23 protein-coding genes are annotated in these 23,151 nt (G+C 57.9%); 8 read left to right on the top strand and 15 right to left on the bottom strand.

From position 1 onward, the window contains the following. Nucleotides 1-40: 40 nt before the first annotated feature. The 4 genes from N1030_RS00640 to N1030_RS00655 all read right to left on the bottom strand — a co-directional run bounded on the left by N1030_RS00640 (nt 41) and on the right by N1030_RS00655 (nt 3,260). The gene (locus N1030_RS00640) at nt 41-460 is read right to left on the bottom strand and encodes an RrF2 family transcriptional regulator (protein WP_265827039.1); all 420 of its coding nucleotides are present in this window, start codon (nt 458-460) and stop codon (nt 41-43) included. 390 nt (nt 461-850) lie between these two features. Continuing rightward, nucleotides 851-1,279: an RrF2 family transcriptional regulator gene (locus tag N1030_RS00645; protein ID WP_265827040.1), complete on the bottom strand. Its 429-nt coding sequence runs from the start codon at nt 1,277-1,279 to the stop codon at nt 851-853. 454 nt (nt 1,280-1,733) lie between these two features. Then, entirely contained in the window at nt 1,734-1,928 is a 195-nt protein-coding gene (locus N1030_RS00650; RefSeq protein ID WP_265827041.1) for a hypothetical protein, read from the bottom strand. Nucleotides 1,929-2,366: 438 nt separating this feature from the next. Then, the gene (locus N1030_RS00655) at nt 2,367-3,260 is read right to left on the bottom strand and encodes a radical SAM/SPASM domain-containing protein (RefSeq protein ID WP_265827043.1); all 894 of its coding nucleotides are present in this window, start codon (nt 3,258-3,260) and stop codon (nt 2,367-2,369) included. A gap of 135 nt (nt 3,261-3,395) precedes the next feature. On the opposite strand from N1030_RS00655, the gene N1030_RS00660 reads away from it, so the two are divergent. Then, nucleotides 3,396-4,238, top strand: coding sequence for a sulfotransferase family 2 domain-containing protein (locus N1030_RS00660; RefSeq protein WP_265827044.1), 843 nt, complete (start codon nt 3,396-3,398; stop codon nt 4,236-4,238). 98 nt (nt 4,239-4,336) lie between these two features. Continuing rightward, nucleotides 4,337-4,792, top strand: a complete 456-nt coding sequence (locus N1030_RS00665) for a hypothetical protein (protein ID WP_265827045.1) — start codon at nt 4,337-4,339, stop codon at nt 4,790-4,792. Between the two features lie 81 nt (nt 4,793-4,873). Here N1030_RS00665 and N1030_RS00670 read toward each other — a convergent pair whose 3' ends face one another. Both N1030_RS00670 and N1030_RS00675 read right to left on the bottom strand, forming a co-directional pair. Then, entirely contained in the window at nt 4,874-8,092 is a 3,219-nt protein-coding gene (locus N1030_RS00670; protein WP_265829113.1) for an efflux RND transporter permease subunit, read from the bottom strand. A gap of 64 nt (nt 8,093-8,156) precedes the next feature. Further along, nucleotides 8,157-9,311 carry an efflux RND transporter periplasmic adaptor subunit gene (locus N1030_RS00675; RefSeq protein ID WP_265827046.1) on the bottom strand — a complete coding sequence of 385 codons (1,155 nt, stop codon included), beginning with the start codon at nt 9,309-9,311 and terminating at the stop codon, nt 8,157-8,159. A gap of 275 nt (nt 9,312-9,586) precedes the next feature. On the opposite strand from N1030_RS00675, the gene N1030_RS00680 reads away from it, so the two are divergent. Continuing rightward, on the top strand, nt 9,587-10,618 hold the full coding sequence (locus N1030_RS00680; protein WP_265827047.1) for a tetratricopeptide repeat protein: 1,032 nt from the start codon (nt 9,587-9,589) through the stop codon (nt 10,616-10,618). Between the two features lie 22 nt (nt 10,619-10,640). Here the strand turns inward: N1030_RS00680 and N1030_RS00685 are convergent, their stop codons facing one another. The 5 genes from N1030_RS00685 to N1030_RS00705 are packed head-to-tail and all read right to left on the bottom strand — an operon-like array spanning nt 10,641 to nt 14,534. After that, nucleotides 10,641-11,129: an HAD family hydrolase gene (locus N1030_RS00685; RefSeq protein ID WP_265827048.1), complete on the bottom strand. Its 489-nt coding sequence runs from the start codon at nt 11,127-11,129 to the stop codon at nt 10,641-10,643. Then, entirely contained in the window at nt 11,117-11,986 is an 870-nt protein-coding gene (locus N1030_RS00690; RefSeq protein WP_265827050.1) for a phosphate ABC transporter ATP-binding protein, read from the bottom strand. Before N1030_RS00690 ends, N1030_RS00685 begins: the two co-directional genes overlap by 13 nt. Next, nucleotides 11,973-12,863, bottom strand: a complete 891-nt coding sequence (locus tag N1030_RS00695) for an ABC transporter permease subunit (protein WP_265827051.1) — start codon at nt 12,861-12,863, stop codon at nt 11,973-11,975. The genes N1030_RS00690 and N1030_RS00695 overlap by 14 nt, the downstream gene beginning before the upstream one ends. Further along, nucleotides 12,860-13,717, bottom strand: coding sequence for a PstC family ABC transporter permease (locus N1030_RS00700; protein WP_265827052.1), 858 nt, complete (start codon nt 13,715-13,717; stop codon nt 12,860-12,862). The genes N1030_RS00695 and N1030_RS00700 overlap by 4 nt, the downstream gene beginning before the upstream one ends. A gap of 1 nt (nt 13,718) precedes the next feature. Continuing rightward, on the bottom strand, nt 13,719-14,534 hold the full coding sequence (locus N1030_RS00705; protein ID WP_265829114.1) for a phosphate ABC transporter substrate-binding protein: 816 nt from the start codon (nt 14,532-14,534) through the stop codon (nt 13,719-13,721). Between the two features lie 380 nt (nt 14,535-14,914). Between N1030_RS00705 and N1030_RS00710 the strand changes: the two genes are divergently transcribed. The 5 genes from N1030_RS00710 to N1030_RS00730 all read left to right on the top strand — a co-directional run bounded on the left by N1030_RS00710 (nt 14,915) and on the right by N1030_RS00730 (nt 18,481). Beyond that, entirely contained in the window at nt 14,915-15,352 is a 438-nt protein-coding gene (locus tag N1030_RS00710; RefSeq protein WP_265827054.1) for an META domain-containing protein, read from the top strand. A 279-nt stretch (nt 15,353-15,631) separates the two neighbouring features. Continuing rightward, nucleotides 15,632-16,270 carry a hypothetical protein gene (locus tag N1030_RS00715; protein WP_265827055.1) on the top strand — a complete coding sequence of 213 codons (639 nt, stop codon included), beginning with the start codon at nt 15,632-15,634 and terminating at the stop codon, nt 16,268-16,270. A 38-nt stretch (nt 16,271-16,308) separates the two neighbouring features. Beyond that, a complete protein-coding gene (locus N1030_RS00720; RefSeq protein ID WP_265827056.1) occupies nt 16,309-16,848 on the top strand; it encodes an RNA polymerase sigma factor in 540 nt (179 codons plus the stop codon). A 29-nt stretch (nt 16,849-16,877) separates the two neighbouring features. Next, on the top strand, nt 16,878-17,516 hold the full coding sequence (locus tag N1030_RS00725) for a hypothetical protein (protein ID WP_265827057.1): 639 nt from the start codon (nt 16,878-16,880) through the stop codon (nt 17,514-17,516). Nucleotides 17,517-17,536: 20 nt separating this feature from the next. Then, nucleotides 17,537-18,481 carry a hypothetical protein gene (locus N1030_RS00730; protein ID WP_265827058.1) on the top strand — a complete coding sequence of 315 codons (945 nt, stop codon included), beginning with the start codon at nt 17,537-17,539 and terminating at the stop codon, nt 18,479-18,481. Between the two features lie 263 nt (nt 18,482-18,744). On the opposite strand, the gene N1030_RS00735 is transcribed toward N1030_RS00730, so the two are convergent. The 4 genes from N1030_RS00735 to N1030_RS00750 form a co-directional block, all read right to left on the bottom strand. After that, on the bottom strand, nt 18,745-19,554 hold the full coding sequence (locus N1030_RS00735) for a glycerophosphodiester phosphodiesterase (RefSeq protein ID WP_265829116.1): 810 nt from the start codon (nt 19,552-19,554) through the stop codon (nt 18,745-18,747). A gap of 207 nt (nt 19,555-19,761) precedes the next feature. Then, the gene (locus N1030_RS00740; RefSeq protein WP_265827060.1) at nt 19,762-20,538 is read right to left on the bottom strand and encodes an amino acid ABC transporter ATP-binding protein; all 777 of its coding nucleotides are present in this window, start codon (nt 20,536-20,538) and stop codon (nt 19,762-19,764) included. Between the two features lie 9 nt (nt 20,539-20,547). After that, nucleotides 20,548-21,636 (bottom strand): amino acid ABC transporter permease, encoded by a 1,089-nt coding sequence (locus N1030_RS00745; protein WP_265827062.1) that lies wholly within the window; start codon nt 21,634-21,636, stop codon nt 20,548-20,550. Nucleotides 21,637-21,638: 2 nt separating this feature from the next. Beyond that, the gene (locus N1030_RS00750; RefSeq protein ID WP_265827063.1) at nt 21,639-23,015 is read right to left on the bottom strand and encodes an amino acid ABC transporter permease; all 1,377 of its coding nucleotides are present in this window, start codon (nt 23,013-23,015) and stop codon (nt 21,639-21,641) included. Nucleotides 23,016-23,151: the final 136 nt, after the last annotated feature.

A 23,151-nucleotide genomic window follows, 5' to 3' on the forward strand; every position in this document is an offset into this window, starting at 1 on the left:
ATCTGACCGAAACCGGGCAGGGTGAACCTGCGTGTCCGGGTTACTGGCAGGGGTAGGAGTTCAGGTTCTCCTTCATCAGGTCAGCCAGCGTGATGGATTCCAGCGTCTGCTCCAGAGCTCTGGTTACAGAGTTCCAAGCCGTGCGGGCTGCGCAATCGTGTTCGCCGCACTGGTTGTCGGGGCAGCACTGGGGCGGCTGAACACCGCCTTCAACAACGCGCAGCACCTGACCGAGCGTCACTTCCTCGGGGCGGATGCAGAGCATGTGGCCACCGGAAGCACCGCGTACGCTGCGAACGAAGCCCGCAGTCTTCAGGGGACGGATGATTTTTTCGATGAACTTCACGGAGATGCCTGTGCTGTCGGAAAGCACCGCAGCCGGAATGGGCTTGTCGGTTTCGTGCATGGCGAGCTGTGCAAGAAGGCGGGATGCGTAATGCGCAGTGGTGGAAATTCTCATGGGCTTCTCCCGGGAGAGGTTCATTCGTTCAGGAATGACAATCGCGAGTTCTGGGCACGCGATCTGTAGTCCTCGTGTTCAATCCGGAGTATTGTGTTCTGAATTAAATTAATCTGGGAATGATTTAATTCCGATTAAAATGATCTGGATTGTTCGAGTCAGGATTAATGCAAAGTGAAAAATGTGTCAAGCGCGGCTCTTTAGAAAAAAGTCGCGCTATTTTAGTATGTTGTGATGTGTTGTTGAAAAAGCGAAGTGATTGGTTGCTCAATTTGGAAGATATCTCACTCTCATTCTTTGCGGCGAGCTGAGCGAAAAAACTGTGAGGGAGTGGGTTTTCTTCCAAAAGGTTCAGGGAACCGGGAGCGGGATGGGAGAAAAAGGGAGGGGTTATTCCGGCAACGTTACATCGCCGTTGATGAGATCCTTGAGCGAGATGGAATCCAGTTCCTTCTCAAGGGCTCGGGAGGCACGAAGCCATACAACGCGGGTGAGGCAACGGTCGGTTCTGGGGCATTCCTTGGCAATTTCATCCTGACAGCAGTGAGTGAGCTCGATGCCGCCTTCCATGATTCGGATGATGTCGCCGATGCTGACGGATTCGGGATCGCGGGTCAGCATGTGTCCGCCGGCGGCTCCGCGCACGCTTGCGACAAGACCTGCCTTTTTCAGCGGCTTGAGAATCTGTTCGATGAACTGCACTGAAATGCCTGAGACTTCAGAAAGCGTTGTGGTAGTGACAGGATTTTCACTGTCCCCGTGCTGGGCAAGGTCGAGAAGAATTCTCGTGGCGTATCGTGTGCGTGCAGAAAGTTTCATGTACGGCGGTGGTTGAGTGAGAAAGTTGACGTGCCGTGCTCGACACAGGATTCACACGTGTAATGACATCCCTACATGAGGGCTAGGCGGGCGTCAAGGAACACTCGTTCCTGATGCCCGGCACGTGTTTATACACCTTCATGTCGCAGAATGATAGGCTTGGTAGAGCCGTGTTGGTGAAACGGGATGCCCTTGTGAAGGAGGTTATGCATCCCGTTTCATCCACTCGATACACACGTATGTGTTTGGCTGCTGATTTCTGCCGGTCCCATGCCATTGGGACCGGCAGATTGTATCAATGTCTTGATGCCTTGTTGCGGCTTTTGCTGCCGCATCATGCATCCGGTTTCAAGGACGATCTACGTATGCCAGATTCGTCGTGCTGCCGGCGCAGGGTCGGGAACCGTCGTGCTGCACGCCGTCGTAGAACGTTTTCATAGCCGGATGATGCGGATTACTGTTTGCGGAAGGGTTTCCACATGTCCCAGTCCATGGGACGGTTAACTTCTTCCTCAACTTCCGCGGGCTTCGGGTTCGCCTGGCGATCCTTTGCGCGCTGTTCCCAGCGCTTCTTGTTGAAGCATGTCCACATATCCCAATTCATTGGCTTGTTGGACTCATCCTGTGTCTTGTACCCCAGAGCTGTCATGGCCAGCCTCCTTCACTAAAGGTTTTGAAACCACTCCTTATCCATCTCCTACCTAACAGGTAGGAATTGTGCGTACTGGAATCCCTGCTCGGGTTTTCTTTCCCCGGCTGTGTTTTTCATACTTTTACCCCGTAGGGGTTATTGTGAGAAAAACAAACAGTCGTTCGGCAGGGGCGGCAGCGGTTTCCAAAGGGGCTCCTCCGTGCACCTGTCGTATAAAGTATAAGACAAGTGCGGGGCATTGGCTCCATCTGTGGCAGATTTTTTTCAGAAATGCCGCAGCGTGTCCCTGTGGTTAATTCATACCTATTTTGTATGTTTTAGGCAAGCTTTTCCTACAAAAAAGGTATGAATTTAAAAAATAGTTTTGATGCTTGGGAATTGTGGTGTTTTTAATTGAATTAAAACAATGTATTACAGATATTGTTCTGGGTGGGGTCAGGGGCGGAAAAATCCCGTGCAGTTTCGGCAAAGGGGTATTTCGGCCTTGCGATTTTGCAGCATGAGTTCCTTCATCTGTTGTCTGACCGGAGAAGGGGCAATGTCTCTGAGCGGGGTTTCGTGCAGGGTGCCGATGACTCCCCGGGCATTCAGATCGTTGCAGCATACCGTGACAGATCCGTCCGGAAGCACCACCAGATTGTGTTCCAGCAGATAGCAACACTGGCCTGTATGCCGTTCGGCTATATTTCTGTAGCTTGCGTCATTCACGCCCAGTTCGGCGCTGCCATCCCAGTTGTGCGGGTGGCGCAGGGAAACTGTGTCGATATTGGCAAGAAGGGCGGTGAACTCGTCAGAGAAGGGGGTGTTGTGTCCTTCCGGCACCATGCATATGGCTTCAGTACGAATGGGCTGCAACGCCTTGGTGTTCAGCTCGCAGAATCGGGTTACGTTGCGTACCAGTGTCTTCCAGCGCGCCCCGACCCGGATTGCTTCGTACTGTTGCGGGGAACCGCCGTCCACACTGAACCGCAGGCAGTCAACGGCACTGCTTTCTATGATCTGGCGGGATTTGCGTTCCGTAAGCAGCATGCCGTTGGTGAGCAGACGTATGCGTAGGTCGGGGGTCTGCCGGAGCAGGGCGGTTTTCCATTGGCTCAGGACGGCGAGCATGGAGCCGAGGTCCGGATGCAGAAGTGTCTCGCCGCCGTTGTGCAGATCAAGCCGTTTGAGTGCCGGCAATGCGCCTTCAGCCAGTTGTGAGAGCAGGATGTCCAGTGTTTCCGGCGACATGACTGTGCGGGGGCGGCTGTGGTCCAGCGCGCACCAGCGGCAGCGCAGGTTGCACGAGGAATTGAACTCGACATTCAATATGGCTATGCGGTCCGGCATGTTTTTCCTGTAGAAAATGGGCAATGCTTGCAGTATGTTGTCGTGACTAGTATGCAGTACCCTGTTCAATTATTGACGCAGGGAGTCCTGAACGGGATTACTGCACGTACCATGCCGGAGATATCGTATAGCCCCATGACAGCCAAGCCCTTCTTCTTTCTGCATTTACCCAGGACAGCCGGGACCACTCTCAATGCCATTCTGCGGGACAGCTTTGGCAGGGAGGAGATTCTCAGCGTCTATTCCGAACAGGAGTATCGCGAATTTCGCGAGATTGAAGCGGCGAGACTGGACGGCATCCGGCTTATTCAGGGCCATTTGTTTCTGGAGGAATATGATCCTCCGCGCATCTACTCCCGCGACGTTTCGGTATTCACCTTTCTGCGGGAGCCTGTTTCGCGGCTTGTTTCCGAATACCTGTTTCTGAAGTCCTGGCCGGAAAACCACATGTACAGCTATCTTAATGAAAACAAAGTAAGTTTCAGAGAGTATCTGGCAAGCGTGGAGCCGCGTCTGGTGTTTCGGGGCAAGAATTTTATGACCCGTTTCTATACGGGCCTGCATTTTGATGTGAACGTCTTTCCGGCAGAAGCGCTGGAGGTTGCCAAGCACAATCTGGAGCATGTGTTCGGCTTTGTGGGCATTCAGGAACGCTTTGACGAAAGTCTGTTGTTGCTGGGGGACTTTCTGGGATTGAAGTCCTTGTGCTATGAGAAGCGTAACGTGCTTGCTGCGGAAAAGCGCGAAGCCGTGAGTGATGATGACATTGCTCTTGCGCGGGAGCTGAACGCGGCTGATGTGGAGTTGTATGCTTTTGCCCGCACTTTGTTTGAAAACAGGATCGCCTCGCTTGGGCGTTTGTTTGCTCTGAAGGTGCGCGAGTTTGAATTGATAAATACCAAATACCAGAAAATGTGCAGCGCCATTTCCACTGAGTTGGTGGGAGAGCAGAACGGGCCGATCATATTACCCAAGTAAGGCATCCGGTTTTTGTGTGTCTGGGCGATCCGGTGGGAGTTGCACGGTGTTACATGCCATGGGGGGCCATGGGGGGCCATGGGGATCATGAGGGAAATATGGTAGTTTGTTCCACTGTGAGAGAGGCCTATGCCTCAGTGGCGAAAGCCGATGACGTATTGAAGGGGTGGCCTGCGGCGTGGGCGGTCTGGAATACGCTGGATGAGGCGTTCAAGGCAGACCTGTTGTCGGCTGCCTCCGATCATATCGATGCTCTGCCTTTTCGTTTCGCCAGAGTGGAAGATGGGCAGGTGCGGGCTTTTCCCCTGCTGTGCAGCGGGGAGGCGATTGGTTGTGAGGAAGCGGAGCTGGCCTGCATTCTTCAGGCTGTGCATCTGGTCATGAATCTGGACCAATTGGCAGACAGGGGGGCACCGCTTGCAGTACGGGAGATCAAGTCTACACAAACTGTCTGCTACGAGGACTCCGGTGATTGCGTGTTGTATTCACTCGGGGCGATGCTGGTGCTGGAAGGTTTTGTGGACTTGTCCGATCTGAGTGTCGATGAAGAGTGAAAGCGAGCCCCGGCGGAGCCAAAAAAGGCCAGAAATGACTTTGTCAGCAATGTAAACGGGCCCCTCGGGGCCCGTTTTTTATTACGATTGTTTTGCTGCTGTCAGTTGGTGGTAGGTTACCGGAATGATGAGCAGCGTGAATAAGGTAGAGGCGATGAGTCCGAAGATAAGGGCGTAGGCAAGCCCCGAGAAAATGGGGTCCAGCGTGATGGGCCATGCACCCAGTGCCGTGGTTGCGGCCGTGAGCAGAATGGGGCGCATGCGCGTTGCCCCGCTTTGCAGCACGGCGTCCCTCAGGGGCATGCCCTGTGCCATTGCTTCCTGAATGAACTCGATGAGCACCAGTGAATTGCGTATGACGATGCCGCCAAGGGCAATCATGCCTATCATGCTGGTGGCCGTGAAGAACACGGGGTCGTCATAGCCTCCCACACTGTCGCCGAAGAGCAGGTTGAGCAGCCAGAACCCGGGCATGATGCCGATGAGCGTGAGCGGAATGGCAGACATGATCAGCAGCGGCAGCCCGAAGGAATCCGTCTGGATGATCAGCAGCAGATAGATGCCAAGCAGCGCAACGCCGAAGGCGATGCCCAGATCACGGAATACGTCCAGCGTGATCTTCCACTCGCCTTCTCCGGCCCATTCTACGGTGGTCGAAGGCGGCATGGGGTTGTCCCTGAGTATGCCGGACATATCCAGAACGGCCTCTGCCGGTGCGCGTCCGGCCATCTCCCCGAACACGTACACCACGCGTTTCAGATTCTTGTGATAGATGGGCTGGTCTTCATTCACGAGACGGAAGCTGCCCAGCTCGCCTAGCGGAACCATATGGCCCGAAGAGGACTTGAGGGGGATTTCTTCCAGCATCGCGGCAGAGGATCGCTGGTCGCGGGGCAGCATCATATGGATGGGCAGTGGTTGCCGTTCGTCCGGCAGATGCAGGGTGGCAGGGCTTATGCCGCCTACCGCCATTTGCAGGGTGTCCGTTATGGCGCGGGCGGAAATGCCGTGCAGGGCCGCTTTTTCCCTGTCCACGGTAAAGTCCAGACGCTGGCGACGTGCCTCATAGGTGGCGTCAATGTCCGTCACGCCCGGTTCTGCGCGCATGACGTCCTGAATATGCCTTGCCGCCGTGATGAGCTGCTCCGGCGTGCGGTCGGGACTGCCGTATACTTCTGCAGTGATGGTGGAGAGCACCGGAGGTCCGGGCGGAGTTTCCACAAGCTTGAGCCGTGCGGCATGCCTGTCTGCTATGGCCTGCAGCGCGTCGCGCATGCTCAGGGCAAGGGCGTGGCTTTGCATGTCGCGCTGAGACTTGTCCAGCAGGTTGATGCGGATATCCGCCTGATGCGAGCTGTCGCGCAGATAGTAGTGGCGAACCATGCCGTTGAAGTCCATGGGGGACGAGGTGCCCGCATAGGTGGTGAAGTCCGTGATCTCGGGAATGGTGCGCAGGTAGGCTTCCATGTCGCGAATCGCACGGTCCGTGGCCTCAACGCTGGAACCTTCCGGCAGGTCGAGCACGATCTGCAGTTCGTTCCGGTTGTCAAAGGGCAGCATCTTCAGCGGTACGAACCGGCCCGCAGCCAAGGCGAGGCTGAAGATGAAGAGCAGAGCGGTGGCACCCGCAAGGCCCAGTCGCGCAGTGCGCGAATCCAGAAACGGCGTCACGCAACGGCGGTAGCCGTTGACGATCCATGCGGGGGTGACCTCGCCTTCCGCAACCTCTCCGGCTCTGTGCTTCAGCAACTGGTAGCTCAGCCACGGCACCACCGTCAGTGCGCAGACCGTGGAGAAGGTGACGGTCAGGGGCACGTTCACGGCCATGGGAGCCATATAGGGGCCCATCATGCCCGTGATGAAGAACATGGGAGTAAAACAGACAATGATGGCCAGCGTGGACATGATGACGGGCGGCAGCACCTCGCGCACGCCCCGAAGTGTGGCGGGCATGGGGGGCAGCTTGCCTGCCCTGATATGGCGCTGGATGTTGTCCACGTTGGTGATGGGGTCGTCCACCACAAGGCCCAGCGACAGGATGAGCGCAAACAGGGTGACGCGGTTGATGGTGTAGCCCGCGAACCAGTTCACGGCCAGCGCCAGTGCGAAGCTGACGGGAACCGCCACGGCGACGACCAGCGCCTCGCGTCTGCCCAGTGTGAAGGCAAGCAGAATGACCACGGTGACAATGGCGAAGCCCAGAGAGGAGAGCAGATCGTCCACCTTGGCCTGCGCCGTGGCCCCGTAGTTGCGTGTTATGCGAATATGCACCCCGTCAGGCAGAATGGTGGCTTTGAGCTGTTCGGCCGTGGCGATGACTTCTTCGGCAACCGTAACTGCATTCGTGCCTTTCTTCTTGGAAACGCCCAGCGTCACGGCGGGCAGGGAATCACGGACTTCCGGCAGGCCGTTGGCCTTGCCGTAAGCGTCTGAAAATCCGATGCGGACGTAATCGCGCGGTTCCTGCGCTGTATCCGCAACCTCGGCCACGTCGCCCAGATAGACAGGTCGGCCCTGATAGGCGCCCACGACCAGAGAGCGTACCTCTTCCGTGGTACGCAGGAAGGAGTCGGAGGTGACGGTGAATGTGCGGTTGAGGCTGTCCATGCTGCCTGCAGTGACGGAGGCGTCAGCCCCGGCCAGGGCCGTACGCACATCAAGGGCGGAAACGTGGTATGCGCCAAGCGCTTCCGGCGAGAGGGAAACGCGAACCTCGCGCGGCATGCCGCCCGTTAGGGTGCAACGGGAAACGTTCTCCACCTCGGCAAGGCGGTGGAACATCTCCTCACCCATGCGGCGCAGTGCCTGCGGACCGTAGCCGGTATGCGCATCGGCATAAAGGGTCAGGGTGACGATGGGCACATCGTCGATCTCGACCGGCTTTACCACCCATCCCGTCACCACGGAGGGCACGAGGTCCTGATTCTTCATGATGGTGTTGTGCAGCCGGACCAAGGCGTTTTCCCTGTCCTCACCCACGTGGAAACGCACCGTGGCAAGGCAGGCGTCTCTGCGGGACATGGAATAGACGTATTCCACGCCGTCGATCTGCCAGAGCAGTCGTTCAAGCGGTGTGGCGACCAGTTTTTCAACTTCCTGCGCAGAAGCTCCGGGCACCTGCACCATGATGTCTGCCATGGGCACGATGATCTGGGGTTCTTCTTCGCGCGGCGTGGCGAGAATTGCGCCTATGCCGAGAGCCAGTGCAAAGGCGAGAAACAGGATGGAGTTCTTGCTTTTCAGGAACTGCCTGACAATGCCGATGATGACGCCAGCATCAACTCCGTTCGCAGCTTCCATGGGCTGGTCCGTGGGGTGGTCTGTGGGGTGGTCTGTGCTGCGCGGCTGGTTCTGGCTGTTCGGATCACTGGACATTGGTGCGCTCCAGCAGCAGGGTTTCGCCGCCGTTCAGACCCGAAAGCACCTCAACCTCGTCGTCATGGCGGGGGCCGGTCTTTATGTAAGTGGTGGTAACGGCTCCACCATTCTGCATTCGCACGGTTTCAAGCTGGCCTACGCGTGTGACGGCGCGTGCCGGTATGAGCACGGTGCTGCGTTCGCCGACGGGAATGAAGGCGCGCCCGAACATGCCGGGGTAGATGGTGGCATATGCGCCAGTGTCCGCGGGCAGGCCGATGCGAACTTCGAAGGTGCGTGAAAGGGGATCCGCCGCGGGGACAACCTCTTCCACCACGCCTTCCAGCGGCGTATCGCCAATGGCGCTGATCATGACCGTGAGTCTCGTGCCGGTGCGTACCTGTCTGATGAGTCCTTCACGCACCTGCGCATCAAGTCTGAGCGACCCGCCGGTCTGCAACACGAGCAACGCTTTGCCGGGGAAGGCCAGATCGCCGGGCTCGGCTTCGCGGCGGACGACTTCGCCATCGTCAAGGGCGCGGATAACGCCGTAGTCGAGGGCGATGCCCGCCTCTTCCAGCATGTTGCGGGACCGGGCTTCCGACGCCATGGCACCGCTCACGCCCTCCGTGGCCTGCTTCAGGGCGGCCTCTGCCTGCGCATAAGCAGCCTCTGCCTGATCCATCTCGCTTTTGGCCACGGCGTTGGTTTCATACAGGGCGCGGATGCGCTTGTACTGGGCCTCGATTCTGGTGAAGGCGGCCTGCGCCGCAGTCTTTGCCTGACGTGCCTGCTGGGTTGCCGCGTTGGCGGATGCTATGGCCTGCTGGCTTTGCTGCCTGCGTGATTCAAGCTCTCTGGTATCCAGTACCACCAGAACATCCCCCTTTTTGACCCGCGAACCCGGTCGAACGCGCATTTCCAGTATGCGTGCGGTAATCTGCGCTTCTATGCGGGTTTCCGTGCGGGGGCGGATGGTGCCCACGGCCTGCTGCGTTTCCGTTACCGTTACCGTGCGGGCCGTGACGGTCTCCGCTCCGGAGGGCGGTTGCGTTGCATCTGCCGCCAAAGCCGTTAATGGAAAGCAGACAAGAGAAAGCGCCAGTATCAATGTCGGGGCAAGGCGGTGAGGAAAACTCTTAATCTGGTGGGGGTTGCGCATGCTTGTCTCCGGTTCTTTCAGTGAGTGAGTACTGTTGTCTGTGTACCCCATCGGGGTTTTGTTGAAAAGCATATGAGAGACTCCAGCGGAGACTGCCGGAGCTTTTTCTTTTGGCGTGTGGTGCGGCGTGTTGATGGCGATTGGCATCTGAAAGCCGTGGTTGCGGGCTTTGGGACGTGTCGGGCTACAAAAAGGAAGATTTCTAGCGGGGTTGCAGGAGGACAGGAACTTGCGCTATGTGTGCCGCAACTGGTGAGAAGGAGACTGCGGGAAGCATGAGCGGCAAAAACATCTATGGTCCGTATCGGAATGAAAGCGTTCTTGTGGTGTCACAGAACGAGCGGCATGTTTCCGTGGACCGGAAGATGCTGAAGAACCTCGGCTATACCAACGTCACTCACCGCACCTCTCAGGAGCTCGGCCACGTCTATCTGGAAAAGAGCGCTCCGGACCTTCTCATTGTCGGCGGCACGCTTGCCGATGCCACCGGTCAGGAATTCATCCGCTCCGTCCGCAAGACTTATCCGGATATGGTCATCCCCAGCGTAATGGTCACATTGCGCAACCGCAAAAGCGATGTGCTTGAAGCCATCAGCGCAGGCTGTGCGGGCTACGTTCTCCGTCCCTATTCCATGGATACCATCACGCGGCATCTTGCCGCGGCGCTTGAGTCTTCCCGTTTCGACGAACTGGATAACGAACAGCTCATTTCTGCGCGCAATCTTGTTTCCGCAGCCTGCTTTGACGAGGCCATTGAAGAGTTCAGCGAGCTGGTTCCCCATGAAAACGAGGCGGACCGGTATTTCTCCATGGGGACGCGCGCGCTCATGGAGGGGAAGTTCGGCAAGGCCATCATCGCCTTCAACAAGGCGCTGGCCCTGAACGCCCTCTACGCGGAAGCCTACAAGGGCATGGCGGACGCCTACAAGGGCAAGGGGGATATGCGGAAGTATCAGGAGCACCTGAAGAATGCCGCTGATATTTATGCGCAGCAGAACAGGCATCAGGACGTGAAGGATTTGTTTATCGAGATCCTGCGCGTGGACCCCGATGCCATGAATCCCTACAACAAGGTGGGCATGCGGCTGCGCAAGGAAGGTGACTATCAGTCCGCCCTGCAGATGTATTTTCAGGCGCAGGAACTCTCGCCCGATGATGAGCATCTCTGCTTCAATATCGCCAAGGCCTACATGTATCTTGAGGATATCGACAGCTCCTGCCGCTACCTGAAGGAATCGCTCAAGCTCAATCCCGACTTCGAGCAGGCCAGCGCACTGCTGGAAAAACTGCAGCGAAAGAAGCGCTGACGTTTTCTGCGCGGGAAGCTTCTCAAAAACGCAGGGTTGCCCGCAGTCTGTCCGTGTGCAGCAGCAGGTCCAGCCCGTCGCGGATATCCTTTACCATCACCTGAGCCGCTCCGAGTGCGGTAGTGGAAAGTCCTTCATCTCCCAGAACAGCCACGGAAAGCGCGGCATGCTCGAGCATGAGCGCGTCGTTGCGCCCGTTGCCGAAGGCGGCGCAGGTGGCTGCACCGCGTTCTTCCAGAACATGGAGCTTTGCAATGTCTTCCGTTTCGCCTGTGGCAGGGCTTGAGGCCTTGATGACCGTCACCTGCACGGGGAGCCCTGCCGTTTTGCCGGCGACGGTTCCGTGGGTGTCGGCGGTGAGCACGATGATCTGCATGTGCCTGCCGAGTTGCTCAAGCCGTTCGGCCACCCCTGCAAGCAGGTCCCCGTCTTTTGCCAGCGTACCGTTGTAGTCCAGAATGAGGGTGGAAAGAACGAGCGGCTCTTTCCCCGGAAGTTCTATACGCAGCATGCGGCGTCCTCCAGCATGAGTTCCAGCGTTTCGATGTCGGGCAGCCCGACCTGTCTGTCCCCGACCGTTCTGTCCCATTGATGCCGGATGCGCCCGTTGCCCATGAGCACCAGCCTGTCTGCCAGCCGGAGGGCTTGCCCCAGACTGTGCGAAACCATGATGATCGGATACCTGCTCTTCAATTCCTTCAGCAGGGTCTCAATGGTTCTGGACGAAACGTTATCCAGCGAGGCCGTGGGTTCGTCGAGCAGCAGCATGGCGGGGTGCATGGCAAGTGAACGGGCAAGGCAGAGCCGCTGCTGCTGCCCGCCGGAAAGCGTTTCTGCCGGAGTGTCCAGCCTGCTGTGTACCTCATCCCACAAGCCCGCATCGCACAGCGCTCGTTCAACGCGAATATCCATGACCGACTGATCAAGGCCGAGGGCATACTGCAGGGGGAGCGTGATGTTGCGGCGTATGGAAACCGGCAGCACATCCGGCGTCTGGAATACCATGCCCACACGGACCCGCAGACCGGCGGGGTCGCGGAATCCGGAATGGATATCCGTAAGCCTGCCGTCCAGCAGCACCTCCGCATGGCCCGTCGTGCGGCAGTCGGGAAAACACTCGTTCAGCCGGTTGAGAGAGCGCAGCACTGTGGTCTTGCCAGAGCCGGAACGGCCTATGAGGACGGTTACGGCATTGGATGGCGCTTCGAGCGATACTTCTTTGACCACCTGCTGTTTTCCGAAGAAGACACTCAGGTTCCTGATACGGGCCGCAAGGGGCTGTGCGGGAAGCTGTTCATTCGGGAGCGGTGCGGAAGAGGCTTGCGCAACGTCTTGTCTGTCAGGCGTACTATGTTCAGTAGTTTTCACGGGTTCCCTGCCATCGTTGTTCCAGAGTGCGTTGCAGTTTCGAGGCACCTGCCAGCAGGGCGAGCGAGAGAGTCAGCAGCACCAGTGTGGTGGCGAATCCCTGCTGCAGCTCCAGCGCATCCCGATACTGCGATGAGCGGTAGAAAATGGAGAAGGGCAAGGCCTCGAAGCGTGAGGTGATGCCCGCCGGAAGGCCTGCGTTGGCCACTGCGCCCGTCAGCATGATGACGGCGGTGTCTTCTGCAGCACGGCCTGCTGCCAGCAGAACGCCGCCCAGTATGCCGCGTGCCGACGAAGGGAGCAAGATATGTCTGATGGTCTGCCACTTGCCGAGTCCGAGCGCCGCCCCTGTAAGATGCAAGCGCAGCGGGAGCGCCTCCAGCGCCGCGCGCGTGGTGGATACCAGAACGGGGAGCACAAGCAGGGCAAGGCAGCATGCTGCCAGCAGCAGCGAGGCACTGGCCTGCGGGGCAATGGTGCGCCGCAACAGAAGCAGCATGGTGAAGCCGAACAGACCCATCACGATGGAAGGAATGCCTGCCAGAAGATCAATGGCGAAGCCCAGTACGGCTTTGATTCTGGTGGGGGCGCAGGTGGCGAGGTATATGCCGCAGCCGATGCCGGGACCGAGGGCCAGCAGCATGGTGAGTGCGAGAAGGGATACGGTGCCTGCGCAGGCGGGCCATATGCCGTCCCAGACGGGGATGCGGCCGGTTATGGCCGCAAGGGCGGGGACGCCGCCGAAAAAGAGGTCGACGTCAAGGGCTCCTGCTCCCCGGACGACCAGCACCCCGGTCAGCGCGGCAAGGGCAAGGGGTACGAGGAGGGCGGCAATCCAGACCGCTGCCCGCAAAAGATGCAAACCGGGTTTGTTCATTCCGTCTTCCCCGTCTTCAGACAGAAACGCAGACTCAGCTGCACGGCTACGTTGACGAGAAGCAGCAGGCAGCCTGCCACAAAGACCGAACCATAGGCCGCGCTGTTGCTGTCCGTGGCCAGTACGAGTCCGATGTGGGCGGTAAGTGTCCGGATGCTGTCAGACGCCATGGCAGGCCATTGCGGCGCATTGCCGGCCAGCATGAGCGGAATGAGCGTGTCGCCTACGGCGCGCCCGAAGCCGAGAGCTGCCGCTGCAAACAGGCTCTTGCGGCAGGCAGGCAGCACAAGGTGGGCCAGGGTCTGCTCCCGGGTGAATCCCAGAGCCGCCCCTGTCAGGCGCAGGCTCTTTTCGGTCTGGCGCATGCCTGCATCCATGACAAGGGCCATGGTGGGCAGAATCACCAAGGCCAGCACCAGACTGGCCGTGGCCCAGTTCAGGCCGGAACCTCGCCCCAGCGCTTCACGCATGATGGGGACCAATAGAAAAAAGGCGGCGAAGCCGTAGACCACTGTGGGAAAGGCCGTCATGCCGCGCAGCATGACAAGGAGAGCGCGTCCCAGCGGGCGGGGCAGAAAGCCCCGGATGCCGCAGCAAAGACCGAGAGCCAGCGGCCAGCCTATGGCAAGGGCCGACAGCGCGACGCACAAGGAGGCTGCCAGCATGGGCAGAATGCCGTACTGGCCCTTGAAGGGACTCCACTCTCCACTCAAAATGGCAAGTCCCTGCCCGCCGGTGAAGACGGGCAGGGCAAACAGGAAGAGAAAGATGAAAATGGCCGCCACGGCAGTGCCTGTGATAAGGGCGGAGGCCGTGAGTCCGGCCTCCGCCATGCAGCCTTTACGGAAGTGCATGCTACTTGGATACGGGAATGTAGCCGCTTGCACGGATGATTTCTGCGCCTTCGGGTGTGAAGATGTATTCAATGAAGTCCTTCACCACGCCCTGGGGCTCGCCCTTGGTGTTCATGAAGAGCTTGCGGGTGATGGTGTAGGTGCCGTTGGCGGCGTTTTCCTGCGTGGGGACCATGCCGTCCATGGAGGGGGCCTTCACGGTGCTGTCGATGTGGCCGATGCCCACGTAGCCGATGGCGCCGGGATCCTGTGCGATGGCGGTCTTCATGGCGCCGTTGGAGGGCACCACGTTGGCAGAGGCGGCAATGTCGCCCTTGGCGAGCAGCTTCTTGAAGAATACTTCACGGGTGCCGCTGGCTTCGTCGCGGGTGTAGAGGGTGATGGCACGGTCTTCGCCGCCCAGCTCCTTCCAGTTGGCAATCTTGCCTGCGTAGATGTCTTTCACCTGTGCGGCGGTCAGGGCATCAATGCCGTTGGCGGGATTGATGACCACGGCCACGCCGTCAATGGCAAAGGCAAAGCTGACAAGGCCGTACTTGGCGACTTCTTCGGAGGAAAGGCCACGGCCGGTGTTGCCGATATGCACCAGTCCTTCGCCAACCTGCTGTACGCCCACGCCGGAGCCGCCGCCGGCAATGCTGATGCGGACTTCGGGGTTGGCGGTCATGATGCGCTTGGCAGCTTCCTTCATGACGGGAATATGGGCGGTGCCGCCTGCGATATCCACGGTCCCCTGCTTGCCCTTGAAGGCATCAAGCGGTGAGGCCCATGAAAGGGAGGCGGTAACAGTCAGGGCCAGTGTCAGGCAGACAACCATCAGCAAGCGCAGTCGATTGAACATGTGAATTCTCCTTGGCATATTGGGGTGCGGATATTCTGCTACAAATCCGGATTGTTACGGTTTGGTGACAATATGCGGGGGAAGGGGATGGGGCAAATTGATTATTGCAATGGAACTGCTTTGTATCCATTGAAAATTCCAATGCAAATTGGCTGCGGAGGCTGTGACCGCGAGGGCGTTATTATGTGGGCTGCCGATGGGTAGAATGCTGGAAAATGGCACTTCAATCTCATGTAGTGCAGGAGGCTTGGCTTTATCTTCGGTTCCAAGTAAGAATCATACGATTGATTGGAGAAGCCATTCGCTCCATTCGATGCCAAACCTCCCGTAACCAATCTCCCATAATGGAGGATAGTATGATGTCATCATTGACCCGCACTGTGATTTCAGGACTGGCCCTGCTTTTTCTGGCGGCAACATCCGCCTGTGTCGGCGCGAAGCCTCAGACCAGCCCGCAGGCTGTTCTCGGAACCACATGGCAGTGGATTGCCACGATAACTCCTCAGGAGACCGTAAAGGCGATCGAACCGGAACGGTATACGTTGTTGCTGGACGAAGAGCGCCTTGTTGCACGTTTTGACTGCAACCGTGGCGGCGGTCAGTATACCCTTGAAGAGGGCAAGCTTTCCTTCGGTATGCTTATGTCGACCCGTATGATGTGCCCGCCGGACTCACAGGACATGCTGTTCATGCGCGATCTTGAGCGCGTTGCCACGTTCCGTGTGGAAGACGGCGTGCTGCATCTGGGATTCGCCGGTGATGGCGGCGAGATGCAGTTCCTTCCGCTCCCCTAGCACATGCGACTCTGTCTTTGTGGTAGGTCGAAAGACGGATAAACAAAGCCCCCGCATATGCGGGGGCTTTTACTTTGTAGGAGGGGGCATGGTGTGAAATCGGAAGGGACAGTGTATGTTGCAGGCCTAACCTGCATTGGACTTGTCGCTGGCGGGTAACGCTGCATGCTTTATAGGCATTTTAACTTTTCTCCGAAAATGAATTTGTGAGGGAAAAATATCCTATTCACAAACGTTATTATAGAAAAGAATAATATTTATCCTATGTGGGAGGTTAACATGGCTAAAATTCCTTTGTTTGCAAGCGGCACCATAAAGGGACGCCTTCATAGCTTCATATGCTCCTTCATGTTTGTTTGTCTTATCCTTGCGCTTGTTGCGCTTCCCTATCAGCTGGATATTAAAGCTCGAAAAATGTCTGTGGCTGTAGCCCTTGCCGATGACGATGGTGGAGGAGACAGCGATGGTGGAGGAGACAGCGATGGTGGAGGCGACCGTGGTGGTGATGACGGCGGAGATGACGGCGGAGATGACGGCGGAGATGACGACGGCGATGACGATGGTGATGACGATGGTGATGACGATGGTGATGACGATGGTGATGACGACGGCGATGACGATGGTGATGACGATGGTGATGACGAAGGTGATGACGACAAGGATGACGATGGTGATGACGACAAGGATGACGACAAGGATGACGACAAGGATGATGACAAGAGCGATGACAAGGGTGATGACAAGGGTGATGACAAGGGTGACGACGACAAGGGAGCCAGTGACAGTAGCAGAAGACGGGGTGAGGGTGGTAATGTTTCTGGTGCAGTAAACGTTGGCGGCGTGGAAGGGCTTTCTCCCGTGTCGGAAGATGAAGAGGCCGGTTTGCTGGGCAACTGGGGCGAAGCTGGCGAGAAATGATTGCGAGCAGTTGTTCGGGAACTTGATATGTACTGAATATGTGGAACCGCAATATTACGAGAAACAGCGTAACGGGAAAGGAGCTGCTGAAACTGGAATTGATCAGCCTCCTTCCCCGCTTGCGTAGGTTTTCCAGAGGATTGGCACGAGACACGGAAACTGCCGATGATCTTGTTCAGGAAGCCTGCGAGCATGCTTTGGGGCGACTGGAACAGTTTCATCCGGGAACACGTTTCGACAGCTGGATGTTCCGAATTCTTCATACGCGATGGCTGGATCGTTTGCGCAAGGGCAAGGTCAGGGCCAATTATTTAAGGCTTGTCAACGGCGGTGCTGAAGAGATTTCCATACATAACGGTGCGCCGCTTGGAGTTGAGGACGCCATGGACATGAAAACAGCATTCGGGTCTCTGTCAGAAGAACAACTCTCTGCAATCATTCTTGTTTGTGTTGAAGGGTATTCGTATGCCGAGGCAGGCGAGATTCTCAATCTGCCGTCGGGCACTGTTGCGAGCCGTGTTGCCCGGGGAAAAAGGGATCTGGTTAAGGCCCTATATCCCGAACTGTCTGATAAGTGACGCTGCTTGCTCTAATGAGAGAGGTATTCATGAACAGGACTTTTGATGAAATGGAGCTGCAAGCCTATATTGAAGGTGAATTGGATCTGCAAGAAATGGCGCGGAATGACGCCCTGATCGCGCAGGACGAGCAAGCTCGGGAATATGTCATCAAAACTGTACGGTCTGTTGCAATGCTTAAGGCGGAGATGAATCGTGTGCTTGATGAACCCATTCCGTTACGGCTTTTGGAAGCGGTCAGGACAACGCATCAAGAAAAAGGGGCGCGTGGCGGGTGGTTCCAGTTATCGCGAATAGCGGCCATGTTCCTGCTTGCCGCCATCGGGTTCGGCGGAGGCTTGCTGGTCGAGCGTAACGAGGTTGAGCATGAACGCGCCCCTTTGCTGATGGGCTATGTTCCAAGCCAATTCAATAATGTGGTGATGGATGCTCTGGAGCATTCCGTGCGGGGAACATCGCGGGAATGGGTGTCTGCCGATCAAAGCAAGGCAGTGAAGGTGACGCCGGTGGGAACCTATCGGGACAGTAAGGGCGGGTATTACCGCCAATATGTGATGGAGATGACCATGGAGCGTGAACGCCAGATACTTACAGGTCTTGCCTACAGAGCACCGGATGGGCAGTGGAAAACGCGATCTCTGCAGTTCGAGGTTGCTGATTCAATATAGTTTACTATCGGGAGGTGCTGATGAAAATTCCGTACACAAGTTCGATCGGATATGTCTTGCACGTCATTATGCTATCGTTTCTGATCACTGTATCAGCGGGATGCAGTTTGCATGGGACTTTGCCGCAGGAAGGTCCCGAACTGCAACCCGCAGGCTTGCCCTTATATACTGTCGGCACAACCTTTGTGTATTCCGATGGAACTTGGGAAATGGTTGCGGACGCCTCTCCCGGAACGGTGACATGGAGAAATCATCGAGGGCATGTTTCCACCGGGTCTCCGGATTTTATCCAGAAACGTACATACTGGGAGACGAGTAAGCGAAAGGGTGAAAGAGTGATAGTCCGGCGCGATTGGCCTTTGTTACCTGATGCAGAGTCCATATGGCCCCTAGGGAAGGGGGCTGAATATTATTATACGGAACAAGGCGCATGGAGCATGGATGGTGGACGTGTAAGGACATATACCTATTATGGCGACGCCAAAGTGATCGGTACCCGTCGGGTCTCCGTGATGGCTGGCGAGTTTGACACATGGGTCATTCGGGTGAAGCGCTATGCAAGCAAAAAGCGTTTGCGTGAAACCATAACGTGGTATTACGCACCCGTCGTTGGTCATTATGTCCTGATGGAATCCAAACGCAGTAACCCCAGAGTGCCTTCTCGCCGGTTGGAACTATTGGCTGTGATTCCTCCTCAGGGCCAGATGCTTCCCGCTTTTCACGAGGTGGCCGAGAAGAATCTTCAGCAGGCTCTCGAGTTCAGTAGGAGCGGGGTGCCGGTTACTTGGTCGGATGACGTTTCCGGGCTTTCAGGAAAGACAACTCCGACGGCGACGTTCAGGTTGGATACCGGCATGTTTTGTCGCAGCTATGAACAGGAACTGAATTTGCCCGGAGAGCGGAAGGTGTATTATGGCATGGCATGCAGGGATCAGTCCCGCGGCTGGATTGTTCCCCGCAAGTGACGAAAGTTGGGCGGCGGTTGTGCTTGGTTACGCAGCCGCGTGCCGCCTGCAGGCTCAGGTAGGTGTCGGTGAAAGTATGAATGCCGTAAAAGGGACGGAGTGTGTGGATTATGCAGCCGCTCTAAGTCTCCGGGAGCGGCACTTGTAATGCCTGTATCGCCGTAGAAGGCATAGTGGCATCCTGCGTTATCAAAGCCCCCGAGATCTCGTATTCTCAGGGGCTTTTCTTATGGTCTGTCATGATAGGGCAGGAAGGGCCTTGCCTATAAGTCGGGCACATCCTGCGGATTGTCAGTGACAATGCCACTTACGCCCCATTCGATAAGCTGCACCATGCGGGCGGGATCGTTTACTGTGTAGGGGGTGACCGCAAGGCCTGCGTTCCGAACATGCGCGATGGCGGCCTGTGTCAGGCGTTTGTGTCCGGGGTGCCATGCGTCGGCCTTGATGGACTGTGCCAGTGCGGCGGCATCGCCGGTGTAGGCATGCGGGGTGAGCATGCCGGTGAGGATGTGCGGCGCGTGCTGTTTGCATTCCGCCACATAGGCGAGGTTGAAAGAAGAGACAACAACGGACTCTTCCATCTTGAGTCTGGCAACAACGTCCAGTGTGCGCAGGACAATCTCCTTCGCCATCGGCCCCGGCATGGCGTTGGAGACATCCTTGATCTCTATGTTCACCCACAGGCCCAGTTCGGCGGAGCGGCGCAGGGCTTCTTCCAGCGTGGGGATGGGCTGCACCCCGAAAGAGGTGTCCGTTCCCCAGTCTTTTCTGCCGCAACGGCGGCGGGGGAATATGCCTGCGTTCAGCGTCTTCAGCTCCTCCAGCGTGAAACGCCACGGCAGGGCGGGCGGATTGCTTCGGAACGTCTCGTGTTTGGCGGCATCCGTGGTGCGCAGCAGGTTCAGGTCGTGCAGCAGCACCGGAATGCCGTCTCTGGTCAGAACAACATCCAGTTCCCAGCCGTCGGCTCCCTTGGCGTGCGCCAGTTCCATTGAAGCCAGCGTGTTTTCGGGGGCCAGAGAACGGCAGCCGCGATGCCCCCAGATCAGCGGTTTGTCGGCGTTCAGCATGAGACGCACTGTGCATGCTCCATCGGGGTGAGAAAAAGGCACCCCTTCAATGTATATGGTTCCGCGCCGTGAGCGTTTCGTCCCTTGCAAGGGGCTGAGCTACGCAGCGTGATGAATCGTGTGCAGACAACTCCGGCAGCAGGGGGACAGGCGGAAGCTGCACGGCATCCGGAAGCTTTTCCCCCAAGGTGCAGCGGTACGCCTTTCCTAGTGGTTCAGAATCTGCTCAAGGAAGGTGCGGCAGCGTTCCTCGCGCGGCGAGGTGAAGAACTCGTTCGCCGGCGCGTATTCCACGATCTGCCCCTTATCCATGAAGACCATGGTGTCGGCTACCTCGCGGGCAAAGCCCATTTCGTGCGTCACGCAGAGCATGGTCATGCCCTGGTCGGCCAGCTCGCGCATGACGTCCAGCACTTCCTTGATCATTTCAGGGTCAAGGGCGGAAGTGGGCTCGTCAAAGAGCATGATCTTGGGCTGCATGGCCAGTGCGCGGGCAATGGCCACTCGCTGCTGCTGGCCGCCGGAAAGCTGGCCGGGGAATTTGCGTGCCTGTTCGCTGATGCCAACGCGTTCAAGATAGGTGAAGGCGATTTCCTCCGCCTCCTTTCTGGGCATCTTGCGTACGTGGGTCGGGCCTGCCGTCACGTTTTCCAGAATGGTCAGGTGCGGGAACAGGTTGAACTGCTGGAACACCATGCCCACGTCGCGGCGGATGCGCTCGATGTGCTTGATGTCGTTGGTGAGCGGGGTTCCTTCCACCGTGATCACGCCTTCCTGATGCTCTTCCAGTCTGTTGATGGTGCGGATGAGCGTGGACTTGCCGGAACCGGAGGGGCCGCAGATGACCACCTTCTCCTGTTTGCGGACCTGCATGTGGATGTCCTTGAGCACGTGGAACTGGCCGTACCACTTGTTCAGGCCCTTGATGTCTATAACGACGGGGGCGTCGCCGAGATGGGTTGCCGTATATGTCTGGGTATGCATGTGAGTCCTCTATTTCCCTGCGGAGGGAATCTTCCGTTCAAGGTGCTGGCTGTAGCTGGAGAGCCCGAAGCAGAGCACCCAGTACCAGAAGGCGATAAAGACATAGGCTTCTTCCAGCCTGCCGAACCACTTGGGGTTGGAGGTGGTGGCAAAGGCGATCTGCAGCAGGTCCACAAGGCCTACGATGCCGACCAGCGAGGTGTCCTTGAGAATGCCGATGAAGTTGTTCACCATGGGCGGGATGACGATACGCAGTGCCTGCGGCAGGATGACCACGCGGATCTTCTGCCAGTAGCTCATGCCCAGCGCGTCGGCCGCTTCGTACTGTCCGCGGGAGAGTCCCTGTAGGCCGCCGCGGATGTTTTCCGCAAGGTAGGCTGAGAAGAACATGGTGATGCCCACCATGGCGCGGAGCAGCTTGTCCAGTTCCATGTTGGAAGGCAGGAACAGCGGCAGCACCACCGAGGCCATGAACAGGATGGTGATCAGGGGCACGCCGCGGATGAGTTCAATGTAGGCCACGCAGAAGGGACGTGCGATGGGCATGTTCGAGGTGCGGCCCAGCGCCAGCAGGATGCTGATGGGAAACGCTGCGATCATGGCCACCACGGCAAGGAGGATGGTGAGCATCAGTCCGCCCCAGTAGTGGGTGCCTACCTCGGGCAGGCCGGTGATGCCGCCGCCTCTGATGATGGCAAACACCAGCAGCGGTGTGGCCAGCCATGCCGCCCGCAGCCATGTGGCGCGGCGCAGCGGCCGCAGCAGGCTGAGCCCGACCATGGCGAGAACAAGGCAGAGTGCCAGCAGAGGCCGCCAGCGTTCTTCCGCAGGATAGATGCCGGTCATGAATACCGGCCACATGTCGCGCAGAAAGCCCCATGCCGCGCCGCTGTGCTGCTTGGCTACCGCCGGATCGAGCGAGATGCTCGCATTGACCACGGCCCAGTTCCAGAAAGGCACCACGGCCTTCCATATAAGGTACAGCGAACCGGCAGAGAGCAGGGCGTTGTACCACGGGCAGAGCAGGTTGGCCCGTATCCAGCTCCATACGCCTACGGTGGCGGCCGGAGGCAGTCTGTCGGGAATGTCGTGTGCCATGACTACCTCTCCACCAGTGCTATGCGTGCATTGTAGACGTTCATGGCGAACGAGATGCACAGGGAAATACACAGATACACGCCCATCCAGATGCCCACGATCTCCACAGCCTGACCGGACTGGTTGAGAATCGTGCCGCCGACGCTCACGAATTCCGGATAGCCGATGGCTACGGCCAGCGAGCTGTTCTTGGCGATGGCGAGATATTCGCTGGTCATGGGGGGGACGATGACGCGCATGGCCTGAGGCAGGATCACGATGCGCATGACCTGTCGCTCATTCATGGCAAGGGCGCGGGCTGCCTCACGCTGTCCGCGCGATACGGCTTCTATGCCGGAGCGGATGATCTCTGCGTTGAAGGCGGAAACGTAGACGGTCAGACCTACGACCAATGCGGTGAATTCGGGGGTGAGACCGGTGCCACCCTTGTAGTTGAAGCCTTTCAGGACGGGGAATTCCAGACCGAACGGCGTGCCGCCCAAAAGCCAGGCCAGACCGGGCAGGCCGATGAGAAGCAGCAGGCAGGGCACGAGGCGTTTTCCTGCTTCGCCTGTATCGTCACGCAGTTGCTTTGCGCGGCGCAGCACAAGCCAGCAGCCGCACAGCGCAGCAACGATGGCTCCGCAGAACAGCCATGCCCCTTGGTGGGGGACCAGTGCGGGCAGAAAGAGGCCGCGTTTGTTCAGGATGAGCCAGCCGCCGAGGTCAATGGACTGCTTTACGCCGGGGAGTTCCTGAAACACCACGAAATACCAGAAAAATAACTGCATCAGCACGGGCAGGTTGCGGTTGAGTTCCACATACCAGCGGCAGAGGCTGCTGAGGAGCCAGTTGGGGGAGAGGCGTCCCAGTGCGATGAAGAGGCCGAGAAATGTGGAGGCAACGCAGCCGATGACCGCGACCTTGAGCGTGTTGGCAAGACCCGTGGCCAGCGCCATGACGTAGCTGGAGGATTCCGTGTAGTGCGCAATCTCCACGCTGTTGCGGAAGAGGAACAGGGTTGCGGCGGGAATGCCTATGCTGAGCAGAAGGCAGAGACCGAACCATTTCGTGTTCAGCGGGGCATTGGTGCGGGCCTTCATATGCCGGGTCAGCATGCGGGAGAGCGCAAGGCCGAGGGCAAGGCTGATGAGGAAATAGAGGAAACCGCCTTGCGGCAGCGGAATGCCGGTAACCTCGCCGATACGGAAGCCGGCTTCGGAGTGCAGAAAACCGAAACCGGAGCTTATGCCGCGCGTCTTCAGATTCTCCAGCGTGTTGCGATACATGCTGACGGCCAGCCAGAGAAACGAGCCGAGCATGACAGCCTGAAATGCCCACGCTCTTCCGGTCGGGCTGCGCCAGAAGGGAACTCGCGGAGGGGCGGAATGGTCAGTCATATCTTATCCTAAATGTGGCGGTCGTGGGGCGATCCGTGACCATGGAGGATACGCAATGCCCCTTCAGGAACCGGAGTTCCTGAAGGGGGGAGGTACGTATGAGCACCGCAGGCGAAAGAGCGTGTGGCGCTTGAAC

The organism is Desulfovibrio mangrovi, from assembly GCF_026230175.1.
Lineage (GTDB): Bacteria > Desulfobacterota > Desulfovibrionia > Desulfovibrionales > Desulfovibrionaceae > Halodesulfovibrio > Halodesulfovibrio mangrovi.

What these genes read in the sequence shown, in the direction of transcription:
- N1030_RS00740 (WP_265827060.1), bottom strand. Translation starts at nt 20,538, where the DNA reads ATGCATACCCAGACATATACGGCAACCCATCTCGGCGACGCCCCCGTC.
- N1030_RS00665 (WP_265827045.1), top strand. Translation starts at nt 4,337, where the DNA reads ATGGTAGTTTGTTCCACTGTGAGAGAGGCCTATGCCTCAGTGGCGAAA.
- N1030_RS00735 (WP_265829116.1), bottom strand. Translation starts at nt 19,554, where the DNA reads ATGCTGAACGCCGACAAACCGCTGATCTGGGGGCATCGCGGCTGCCGT.
- N1030_RS00725 (WP_265827057.1), top strand. Translation starts at nt 16,878, where the DNA reads ATGAACAGGACTTTTGATGAAATGGAGCTGCAAGCCTATATTGAAGGT.
- N1030_RS00660 (WP_265827044.1), top strand. Translation starts at nt 3,396, where the DNA reads ATGACAGCCAAGCCCTTCTTCTTTCTGCATTTACCCAGGACAGCCGGG.
- N1030_RS00685 (WP_265827048.1), bottom strand. Translation starts at nt 11,129, where the DNA reads ATGCTGCGTATAGAACTTCCGGGGAAAGAGCCGCTCGTTCTTTCCACC.
- N1030_RS00730 (WP_265827058.1), top strand. Translation starts at nt 17,537, where the DNA reads ATGAAAATTCCGTACACAAGTTCGATCGGATATGTCTTGCACGTCATT.
- N1030_RS00675 (WP_265827046.1), bottom strand. Translation starts at nt 9,311, where the DNA reads ATGCGCAACCCCCACCAGATTAAGAGTTTTCCTCACCGCCTTGCCCCG.
- N1030_RS00710 (WP_265827054.1), top strand. Translation starts at nt 14,915, where the DNA reads ATGATGTCATCATTGACCCGCACTGTGATTTCAGGACTGGCCCTGCTT.
- N1030_RS00695 (WP_265827051.1), bottom strand. Translation starts at nt 12,863, where the DNA reads ATGAACAAACCCGGTTTGCATCTTTTGCGGGCAGCGGTCTGGATTGCC.
- N1030_RS00670 (WP_265829113.1), bottom strand. Translation starts at nt 8,092, where the DNA reads ATGGAAGCTGCGAACGGAGTTGATGCTGGCGTCATCATCGGCATTGTC.
- N1030_RS00750 (WP_265827063.1), bottom strand. Translation starts at nt 23,015, where the DNA reads ATGACTGACCATTCCGCCCCTCCGCGAGTTCCCTTCTGGCGCAGCCCG.
- N1030_RS00640 (WP_265827039.1), bottom strand. Translation starts at nt 460, where the DNA reads ATGAGAATTTCCACCACTGCGCATTACGCATCCCGCCTTCTTGCACAG.
- N1030_RS00720 (WP_265827056.1), top strand. Translation starts at nt 16,309, where the DNA reads ATGTGGAACCGCAATATTACGAGAAACAGCGTAACGGGAAAGGAGCTG.
- N1030_RS00655 (WP_265827043.1), bottom strand. Translation starts at nt 3,260, where the DNA reads ATGCCGGACCGCATAGCCATATTGAATGTCGAGTTCAATTCCTCGTGC.
- N1030_RS00650 (WP_265827041.1), bottom strand. Translation starts at nt 1,928, where the DNA reads ATGACAGCTCTGGGGTACAAGACACAGGATGAGTCCAACAAGCCAATG.
- N1030_RS00745 (WP_265827062.1), bottom strand. Translation starts at nt 21,636, where the DNA reads ATGGCACACGACATTCCCGACAGACTGCCTCCGGCCGCCACCGTAGGC.
- N1030_RS00705 (WP_265829114.1), bottom strand. Translation starts at nt 14,534, where the DNA reads ATGGTTGTCTGCCTGACACTGGCCCTGACTGTTACCGCCTCCCTTTCA.
- N1030_RS00700 (WP_265827052.1), bottom strand. Translation starts at nt 13,717, where the DNA reads ATGCACTTCCGTAAAGGCTGCATGGCGGAGGCCGGACTCACGGCCTCC.
- N1030_RS00715 (WP_265827055.1), top strand. Translation starts at nt 15,632, where the DNA reads ATGGCTAAAATTCCTTTGTTTGCAAGCGGCACCATAAAGGGACGCCTT.
- N1030_RS00645 (WP_265827040.1), bottom strand. Translation starts at nt 1,279, where the DNA reads ATGAAACTTTCTGCACGCACACGATACGCCACGAGAATTCTTCTCGAC.
- N1030_RS00680 (WP_265827047.1), top strand. Translation starts at nt 9,587, where the DNA reads ATGAGCGGCAAAAACATCTATGGTCCGTATCGGAATGAAAGCGTTCTT.